The organism is Streptomyces sp. NPDC055506 (genome assembly GCF_053643595.1).
Window position 1 is genome coordinate 1 of sequence record NZ_JBSHKH010000205.1, and the last position, 9,770, is coordinate 9,770.

General features: G+C 68.2%; 8 protein-coding genes. 7 read left to right on the forward strand and 1 reads right to left on the reverse strand.

Going from position 1 to position 9,770, the window contains the following annotated elements:
* Positions 1-62: 62 nt before the first annotated feature.
* Entirely contained in the window at positions 63-800 is a 738-nt protein-coding gene (locus ACWIF2_RS38865) for an SCO2400 family protein (protein WP_454366198.1), read from the reverse strand.
* 255 nt (positions 801-1,055) lie between these two features.
* Here ACWIF2_RS38865 and ACWIF2_RS38870 point away from each other — a divergent pair, with 255 nt between their 5' ends.
* From ACWIF2_RS38870 to ACWIF2_RS38900, 7 genes are all read left to right on the forward strand, one after another.
* Entirely contained in the window at positions 1,056-2,219 is a 1,164-nt protein-coding gene (locus ACWIF2_RS38870) for a mandelate racemase/muconate lactonizing enzyme family protein (protein WP_454366200.1), read from the forward strand.
* 61 nt (positions 2,220-2,280) lie between these two features.
* Positions 2,281-3,285, forward strand: a complete 1,005-nt coding sequence (locus ACWIF2_RS38875) for a zinc-dependent alcohol dehydrogenase (protein ID WP_454366202.1) — start codon at positions 2,281-2,283, stop codon at positions 3,283-3,285.
* Positions 3,286-3,403: 118 nt separating this feature from the next.
* Positions 3,404-4,372 carry a hypothetical protein gene (locus ACWIF2_RS38880; RefSeq protein WP_432959846.1) on the forward strand — a complete coding sequence of 323 codons (969 nt, stop codon included), beginning with the start codon at positions 3,404-3,406 and terminating at the stop codon, positions 4,370-4,372.
* Between the two features lie 142 nt (positions 4,373-4,514).
* Positions 4,515-5,627, forward strand: a complete 1,113-nt coding sequence (chvE, locus tag ACWIF2_RS38885; protein ID WP_454366204.1) for a multiple monosaccharide ABC transporter substrate-binding protein — start codon at positions 4,515-4,517, stop codon at positions 5,625-5,627.
* 46 nt (positions 5,628-5,673) lie between these two features.
* Positions 5,674-7,224 carry a multiple monosaccharide ABC transporter ATP-binding protein gene (mmsA, locus tag ACWIF2_RS38890; RefSeq protein ID WP_454366206.1) on the forward strand — a complete coding sequence of 517 codons (1,551 nt, stop codon included), beginning with the start codon at positions 5,674-5,676 and terminating at the stop codon, positions 7,222-7,224.
* A complete protein-coding gene (mmsB, locus tag ACWIF2_RS38895; RefSeq protein WP_454366208.1) occupies positions 7,221-8,465 on the forward strand; it encodes a multiple monosaccharide ABC transporter permease in 1,245 nt (414 codons plus the stop codon). The genes mmsA and mmsB overlap by 4 nt, the downstream gene beginning before the upstream one ends.
* Before the next feature lie 58 nt (positions 8,466-8,523).
* Positions 8,524-9,672 carry an aldose epimerase family protein gene (locus tag ACWIF2_RS38900; RefSeq protein WP_454366210.1) on the forward strand — a complete coding sequence of 383 codons (1,149 nt, stop codon included), beginning with the start codon at positions 8,524-8,526 and terminating at the stop codon, positions 9,670-9,672.
* Positions 9,673-9,770 lie beyond the last annotated feature (98 nt).

Consider the following 9,770-nt stretch of genomic DNA (forward strand, 5'->3'; position numbering starts at 1 on the left):
CGCGACGTTCCGAGGACGGACACCCCCCGGCGCGGCCCCGACCCACCACCCGGCACTCGGCGCTACGTGCACCACCACAGGAAGCGGTTGCACGTCTTCGTCGGGGACGGTTCCGGCGTCGGCGCCGGGGTCGTCGGATCCGCGGTTCGGGTCGGGGTCGGGGGTGGAGGGGCGGCCGTGGGGGCCGCGGGCGGGCGGCTCGAGGAGGGTTCGGCCGTGGGAGTCCGGGTCGGCTCGTCGTCCTTGGACTTCTCGTCCTTCGGGGACTTGGAAGCCGACGGGGAGTCAGACACCTCTGGGGAAGGGGACCTCGACACCCCCTCGACCTCGGCCTTGTCGCCCGCAGGGCGGACCGTCTCGCCCGCCTCCGCCGACTCCCCCTCGGCCTCCGCCGGCTTCGACGTCGACTTCGGCGCGTCCATGCCCAGTTCGGCGAGGCTCAGCCCACCCGCCGCCAGCACGAACCCGGCCGCGATGAACAGGGTCCGACGCCGCCGCCGACGGTGCGCGGCCGCCTTCCGGTCCCGCCGACTCGCCCCACCACCGGGCCCATCGGCGACCGGCCCGCGTCCACGCCGCCGAGCAGCACGCCCCACGGGCTCATCGTCGCCTTCGGAGTCGTCGTAGCCGTCGCGGTCATCGCGCTCACCGCCAGACCCGCCCGCCCCGACAGACTCGCCCGAGTCATCCTGATCGCCGTACTCACGCTCACGCCAGCGCAGCGCATCCGCCGAGGTGCCACACCCCGGGCAGGCCAGCGCGCCGTTGAGGTGCCGTCGGCACGGGTCGCAGTAGTCCATGACGCGGGAAGGTTAAGTTCCGCGCCGGTAACGTTCCTAGATCCAGCTGTGAAGGTTCTGTACGGACACGCCTCACCCATGGTTTCGAAACTGTCGAAACCGTTATGCGCGCGACCCATTGACACCCCGACCGCCGCGTCCTTACTGTCACGCCAGCATTTCGAACGTGTGCCGAAATCTCGAACACGTCGAACTGGCTGAATGAACTGAATGACTGACGGAACTGAGCCGACGAAGCTGCGAGGGACAACCGCCGTGCGCATCACCGGAATCAGCACACACGTGGTCGGGACGCCGTGGCGCAACCTGACCTACGTCCAGGTGCACACCGACGAGGGGATCACCGGAGTCGGCGAGACCCGGATGCTGGGACACACCGACGCCCTTCTCGGTTACCTGAGGGAGGCCGAGGCCAACCACATTCTCGGCTCCGACCCCTTCGCTGTCGAGGACCTCGTCAAGCGCATGAAGTACGGCGACTACGGCCGTGCGGGCGAGATCGTGATGTCCGGTATCGCCGTGATCGAGATGGCCTGCTGGGACATCAAGGGCAAGGCCCTCGGCGTCCCCGTCTGGCAGCTGCTGGGCGGCAAGGTCACCGACAAGGTCAAGGCGTACGCCAACGGCTGGTACACCACGGAGCGGACACCCGAGGCGTACCACAAGGCCGCCCAGGGCGTGATGGAGCGCGGCTACCGCGCCCTCAAGATCGACCCCTTCGGCACGGGCCACTTCGAGCTGGACCACCAGCAGACCCTGTACGCCGTCTCCCTGATCGAGGCCGTCCGGGACGCCATCGGCCCCGAGGCCGAGCTGATGCTGGAGATGCACGGCCGCTTCTCCCCCGCCACAGCCGTACGCCTGGCCAAGGAGCTTGCACCCTTCAACCCGGCGTGGCTGGAGGAGCCGGTCCCGCCGGAGAACCTCAAGGCGCTGGAGAAGGTCGCCGCCAAGGTCGACATGCCGGTCGCGACCGGTGAGCGCATCCACGACCGGATCGAGTTCCGCGAGCTGTTCGAGAGCCAGGCCGTCGACATCATCCAGCCGGACGTCGGCCATATCGGTGGAATCTGGGAGACCCGGAAGCTCGCGGCGACGGCCGAGACGCACTACATGCTGGTGGCCCCGCACAACGTCGGCGGCCCGGTGCTGACCGCCGCCTCCCTCCAGGTCGGCTTCACCTCGCCGAACTTCAAGATCCTGGAGCACTTCAACGACTTCGCGGACGCGGAGATCAAGAAGGTCGTCAAGGGCGCCCCGCAGGTGAACCCGGAGGACGGCTGCTTCCACCTCTCCGACGCCCCCGGACTGGGTGTCGAGCTGGACGTGGACGCCGCCGCCGAGTTCCCGCAGCAGCAGGCGCGCTTCGACCTCTGGGCGGAGGGCTGGGAGCAGCGCAAGCCCAAGGGCACGCAGTGACCGTCCGGCCCCCGGAAACCCGGAACCGGCAACCGAAACCTTCGAAAACCGGAGGACCGACGTGAGCACCGCGGTAGTCATCGACGCCCCGGGCGAGCACCGTCTCGTCCCGCACGAGCCCCGGCGGCCCGACGCCGGCGAGGCGCTGGTCCGTGTCCACGCGTCCGGCATCTGCGGCAGCGACCGCGAGGTCTACCAGGGCAACCGTCCCGAGGGCTATGTGCGCTACCCGCTGACGCCGGGCCACGAGTGGTCCGGGACCGTCGAGGCCGTGGGCGCCGGCGTGCCCGCGACCCTCGTCGGCCGCAAGGTCGTGGGCGAAGGGTTCCGCAACTGCCAGGTCTGCGACCGCTGCCACGCGGGCGACACGACGCTGTGCACGGCCGGTTACGAGGAGACCGGGTTCACCCAGCCGGGCGCGATGGCGACGACGCTGACGCTTCCCGCCCGTCTGCTCCACACCCTCCCCGACGACTGCGACCTCACCGCCGCGGCCCTCCTGGAGCCCGCCGCCTGTATCGCGGCCGCCGCGCTGAAGGCGAACGCGCGGCCCGGCGAGCGGGTCGCCGTGGTCGGCACCGGCACGCTCGGCATGTTCGCCGTGCAGTTCCTGAAGGCGAACTCGCCGGCCGAGCTGCTGGTCGTCGGCACCCGCCGGGACAGGGAGGCGCTGTCGCGGCAGTACGGCGCGACGGACTTCCGGACGAAGGACCAGGAACTCCCGGACGACATCGACGTGGTGATCGAGACGGCCGGGTCCGCGGACGCCGGCCGGATCTCGGCGGCCCTGCTCCGGCGGGGCGGCCGGCTGGTGCTGACCGGTATCCCGGCCCCGGGTGCCGACGGTCTCGACCCGACCGATCTCGTCGTGAAGCAGCTGGAGGTGCACACCGTCTTCGGTGCTCCGCCGGACGCCTGGGCGCACACGGTGCGGGTGTTCGCCGCCGGTCTGCTCGATCCGCTGCCGCTGGTGACGCACGAGCTGCCGCTCGCCGAGTTCTCGCAGGCCATCGAGCTGGTGGGAGCCGGCGATCCGAAGGTGGGCAAGGTGTTGCTCCGCCCGTAGACGTACGCCGGTACGGGGGCGACCTGACGGCTCCCGTACCGGCGTACCCCACCCACCGCACCTTGCCGTACCCAGAGCCGCGAACCTCGTCCGAAATATCGAACCGAAGGACTTTCCTGTGACCGACGCTCCCGCCACGGCAGCCCGCAGGCCCGGTGAGCAGGCGCTCGCCGACCTCGGTCTGAAGGCGCCCGCCCTCGACCCCGCCGACGCCTCGCCGCACTCCTTCCCCGGCGGCGGCCGCTGGCGCACCGAGATCCCCTCCTGCGAGGGTCCCGAGGCGCTGGCGGTGGTCCTGAAGGAGGCCTCGCGGCTGGACGTGCCGATCCACCGGATCAGCCAGGGCAGCGGTGTCTGGATGCTGACCGACGCCGAGATCACCGAGATGGTCGAGTCGACGGCCGAACGCGACATCGAGCTCTGCCTGTTCACCGGCCCGCGCGGCACCTGGGACATCGGCGGCTCGACCCGGACCGACTCGCGCGGCGGGGGCCTCAGAGCCCGCGGCCACGACGCCGTCGCCGGATGTGTCGAAGACGCCGTCCGGGCCACGGAGTTGGGCGTCAAGTGCCTGCTCGTCGCCGACGAGGGCGTGCTGTGGACCCTGCACCGGGCGCGCGCCGCCGGCATCATCCCGGCCGACACCACGCTGAAGGTCTCCGCGCTCATCGGACCGGTCAACCCGGCGGCGTACGCGGTCTACGAGCGTCTCGGCGCCGACTCGGTCAACGTACCCAGCGACCTGACGCTCGATCACCTCACCGAGATCCGCCGGGTGTCCGGCGCTCCCATGGACATGTACATCGAGGCCCCCGACGACCTCGGCGGCTACGTCCGGATGTACGAGGTCGCCGAACTCATCCGGCGCGGCGCCCCGTTGTACCTGAAGTTCGGCCTGTCGAAGGCGCCCGGGATCTACCCCTACGGGCACCACATGCGGGAGCTGACCCTGGCCACCGCCAAGGAACGCGTGCGACGCGGCCGGCTCGCCCTGGACCTCCTGGCCCGTCACGGGGCGGACGGCGACATGGCGCCGCTCGGCTCGCGACTGCCGGGCGATCTGCAACGGTTCGAAATCTCGGCATAACGTTCCGGAAACTCGGCTTCACAAAAGAAGACACAGCCGACCACAATCCGACACAACTCTTCTCGGTCTTTCCGGCACGACCACCCGGAGCGACTTCGCGCCCACCGGACCGAGCCCTGCACACAGATCAAGGATGATCATCATGCGCAACCGCAGAGCCGCTCTCGCCGCCATAGCCGGAGCCGCGTCCCTCGCCCTGACCCTGTCCGCGTGCGGCCAGAACAGCGAGGGGGGCAGCAAGGAGAGCGAAGGAGACGCCAAGGGAGGCACCATCGGCATCGCGATGCCGACCAAGTCCTCCGAGCGCTGGATCGCCGACGGCAACAACGTCGTCAAGGAGCTGGAGTCCAAGGGCTACAAGACCAAGCTGGTCTACGGCGAGGACGACCCGGACCAGCAGGTCTCCCAGGTCGAGAACCTGATCACGCAGGGCGTCAAGGCGCTGATCGTCGCCGCCATCGACAACAAGTCGATGAACAACGTGCTCCAGCAGGCCAAGGACGCGAACATCCCGGTCATCTCCTACGACCGCCTGATCCTCGGCACGCAGAACGTCGACTACTACGCCTCGTTCGACAACGAGAAGGTCGGCGAGCTCCAGGGCACCTACATCGTCGAGAAGCTCGGCCTGAAGGACGGCTCCAAGAAGGGCCCCTTCAACATCGAGCTGTTCGCCGGCTCCAACGACGACAACAACACCCGCTACTTCTTCGGCGGCGCGATGAAGGTCCTGCAGCCCTACATCGACAAGAAGCAGCTCGTCGTCCGCTCCAAGCAGACCAAGCTCAACCAGGTCACCACCCTGCGCTGGGACGGCGGCACCGCCCAGAAGCGCATGGACGACATCCTCACCTCGGCCTACAAGAGCGAGCGCGTCGACGCGGTCCTCTCGCCCTACGACGGCATCTCCATCGGCATCCTGTCGGCGCTGAAGTCCGACGACTACGGCTCCAAGGCCAAGCCGCTGCCGATCGTCACCGGCCAGGACGCCGAGGTCGCCTCGGTGAAGTCGATCATCGCCGGCCAGCAGTCGATGACCGTCTACAAGGACCTCCGCAAGCTCGCCAAGGTGTCCTCGAACATGGTCGACGCGCTGCTGAACGACAAGAAGCCCGAGGTCAACGACGAGAAGACCTACGACAACGGCTCGAAGGTCGTCCCGGCCTACCTGCTGGAGCCGGTCGCCGTCGACAAGAGCAACTACCAGAAGGAGCTCATCGACTCCGGCTACCTCAAGGAGAGCGACGTCAAGTAGTCCCCGCCACCGACCGACGATTCACCACTGATTGGAAGGCACGACCATGGCGGGACCCGTCCTGGAAATGCGCTCGATCGTCAAGACCTTTCCCGGCGTCAAGGCGCTGTCGGACGTCACGCTGACCGTCCGGCAGGGCGAGGTCCACGCCATCTGCGGGGAGAACGGCGCCGGCAAGTCGACCTTGATGAAGGTCCTCTCCGGCGTCCACCCGCACGGCACCTACGAGGGCGACATCCTCTTCGAGGGTGAGGTCTGCCAGTTCAAGGACATCCGGGCCAGCGAAGAACGCGGCATCGTGATCATCCACCAGGAACTGGCCCTGGTGCCCTACCTCTCCCTCGCGGAGAACATCTTCCTCGGCAACGAGCACGCCACCCGCGGGATCATCAGCTGGACCGAGACCCTGCGGCACGCCACCGAACTGCTGCGCCGGGTCGGTCTCTCCGACCACCCGGACACCCGCGTCGCCGACATCGGCGTGGGCAAGCAGCAGCTCGTGGAGATCGCCAAGGCCCTGTCGAAGAAGGTGAAGCTGCTCATCCTGGATGAGCCGACCGCCGCGCTGAACGACGAGGACAGCGGCAAACTCCTCGATCTCATCCTGGAGTTGAAGAAACAGGGCATCACCTCGATCATCATCTCCCACAAGCTCAACGAGATCCGCAAGGTCGCCGACTCGGTGACGATCATCCGCGACGGCCAGAGCATCGAGACCCTCGATGTGAAGGCCGCGGAGACCACCGAGGACCGGATCATCAGCGGCATGGTCGGCCGCGACCTGGAGCACCGCTTCCCCGAGCGGTCCCCGCACGAGCCCGAGGAGGGCGTGGCGCCCGCCCTGGAGATCCGGGACTGGACCGTGCACCACCCGATCGACCAGCAGCGCAAGGTCGTCGACGACGTGTCCCTCCAGGTGCGGCGGGGCGAGATCGTCGGCATCGCGGGCCTGATGGGCGCCGGCCGCACCGAACTCGCCATGAGCGTCTTCGGGCGGACGTACGGCCGGTACGCGGGCGGCACCGTCCTCAAGGACGGCACCGAGATCCGTACCAAGACCGTTCCCGAGGCGGTCAAGCACGGGATCGCGTACGTCACCGAGGACCGCAAGCACTACGGCCTCAACCTCATCGACACCATCAACCGGAACATCTCGCTGAGCGCCCTCGGCAAGGTCGCCAAGCGCGGTGTGGTCGACGAGCACGAGGAGCGGCAGGTCGCCGAGGGCTTCCGCAAGTCCATGAACATCAAGGCGCCGACCGTCTTCGAGCCGGTGGGCAAGCTCTCCGGCGGCAACCAGCAGAAGGTCGTCCTCAGCAAGTGGATCTTCTCGGGTCCGGACGTGCTGATCCTGGACGAGCCGACCCGCGGTATCGACGTCGGTGCCAAGTACGAGATCTACACGGTCATCGACCAGCTGGCCGCCCAGGGCAAGGCGGTCGTCTTCATCTCCTCCGAGCTGCCCGAACTGCTCGGCATGTGCGACCGCATCTACACGATGGCCGCGGGGCGGCTGACCGGTGAGTTCTCGAGGGCCGAGGCCTCCCAGGAATCGCTGATGCGGCAGATGACGAAGGACAAAGAGGTAACCCGATGAGCACGGACGTGACCGCCAAGACGCCGGCCCCGGCGCCGACCGGCAAGGGAGGGGAGGGCGCCGGCAACGGACTGCTGCAGCTGATGCTGGACGGTATGCGCCGCAACATGCGGCAGTACGGCATGCTGTTCGCCCTCGGCCTGATCGTGGTCCTGTTCGCCGTGTGGACCGACGGCGACCTGCTGCTGCCGCGCAACGTCTCCAACCTGGTGCTGCAGAACAGCTACATCCTGATCCTCGCGATCGGCATGATGCTGGTCATCATCGCGGGCCACATCGACCTGTCGGTCGGCTCGCTGACGGCGTTCGTCGGCTCGATGGCCGCCGTGTTCATGGTCAAACACGACATACCGTGGCTGCTCGCCGTGGTGCTGTGCCTGGCCGTGGGCGCGGTCGCGGGTGCCGTCCAGGGGTTCTTCATCGCGTACGGCGGCATACCGTCGTTCATCGTGACCCTGGCGGGCATGCTGATCTTCCGCGGTCTGACCGAGATCTTCCTGGAGGGGCAGACGCTCGGCCCGTTCCCGGAGGGCCTGCAGAAGGTCGCCAACGGCTTCCTGCCCGAGGTCGGCCCGAAGACCAACTACCACAACCTGACGCTGCTGCTGGGCTTCGCGATGATCGCCTTCGTGATCTTCCAGGAGGTCCGTGACCGCAGGCGGCAGCAGGAGTTCAACCTGGACGTCCCGCCCGCCAAGCTGTTCCTGCTGAAGCTGGTCGCGCTCGGCGCCGCCATCCTCACGCTGACGATGCTGCTGGCGAGCTACAAGGGCGCCCCGATCGTGCTGCTCATCCTGGGCGTGCTGCTCGTCGGCTTCGGCTACGTGATGCGCAACGCGATCGTCGGCCGCCACATCTACGCCATCGGCGGCAATCTGCCCGCGGCCAAGCTGTCGGGTGTGAAGGACAAGAAGGTCACCTTCCTGGTCTTCCTGAACATGGGCATGCTCGCGGCCCTGGCGGGTCTGGTCTTCGCCGCCCGCTTCAACGCGGCCTCTCCCAAGGCCGGCCTCAACTTCGAGCTGGAGGCGATCGCGGCCTCGTTCATCGGCGGTGCGTCGATGAGCGGCGGTGTCGGCACCGTGCTCGGCGCGATCATCGGTGGCCTGGTCCTGGGCGTGCTGAACAACGGTATGAACCTCGTCGGCATCGGCACCGACTGGCAGCAGGTCATCAAGGGCCTGGTCCTGCTGGCGGCGGTCGGGTTCGACGTGTGGAACAAGCGCAAGGTCGGTTCGTAAGTCAGATCGGGGCCCCACCGGGAAGGCGGGGCCCTCTCCTTATACGGGAGCCGCACGCATGGAACTGAACAGACGCACGGTCATCGCCGGAGCAGCGGCGGCGGGAATGGCCGCCACCACCCTCGGCGGCACGGCGCACGCCACGGGAGGCAGGAAGCCGGTGAAGACGCTCTTCGGCAAGCTCGCCGACGGCACCAAGATCTACAGCTGGGCCCTCGAGAACGGCGGCACCCGCCTGAAGGTCCTCTCCTACGGCGGCATCGTCCAGTCCCTGGAGATCCCCGACCGCCGCGGCCGCTACGCCAACGTCTCCGCGGGCTTCGACAACATCGAGGACTACGTCGCCAAGAGCCCGTACTTCGGCGCCCTGATCGGCCGCTACGGCAACCGCATCGGCAAGGGCCAGTTCACCCTCGACGGCAAGGACTACCAGCTCTCCGTCAACGACGGTGAGCAGAGCCTGCACGGCGGCGCCAAGGGCTTCGACAAGCGCGTGTGGGACGTCGAGCCGTTCACCAAGGGCTCGGACGTCGGTCTGCACCTGTACTACACGAGCGTCGACGGCGAGATGGGCTACCCGGGCACGCTCAAGGCGAAGGTGACGTACACGCTCACCCGGCAGGGCGACTGGCGCATCGACTACGAGGCCACCACCGACAAGGCCACCGTCGTCAACCTCACCAGCCACGTCTACTGGAACCTCGCCGGCGAGGGCAGCGGCACGATCGAGGACCACGAGCTCCAGATCGCCGCCTCCCGCTACACGCCCACCGACGCGGGCCTGATCCCCACGGGCGAGCTGGCCAAGGTCGCGGGCACGCCCTTCGACTTCGGCCGTGCCAAGCCGATCGGCCGGGACATCCGTGTCTCGCACCCCCAGCTGGTGACCGCCAAGGGCTTCGACCACAACTGGGTGCTCGACAAGGGCCTCACCGCCCGGCCCGAGCACGTCGCCACCCTGCGCGACCCCGCCTCCGGCCGCACCCTGAAGATCGCCACGAACGAGCCGGGCCTGCAGTTCTACTCCGGCAACTTCCTCGACGGCACGCTGACCGGCCCGTCCGGCCGCACCTACCGGCAGGGCGACGCGCTCTGCCTGGAGACGCAGCACTTCCCGGACTCGCCGAACAAGCCGAAGTTCCCGTCCACGGTGCTGCGGCCCGGGCAGACGTATCGCACGACGACGATCCACACGTTCGGCTGCTGAGCCTTCACAGGTTGGACACAAGTTCTGACCGGACTCCCAACGGTTGAACAGTGTCACCACAGTCTCCGTATGTAAGGGCGGCCCGCGCTCCCCCGCGC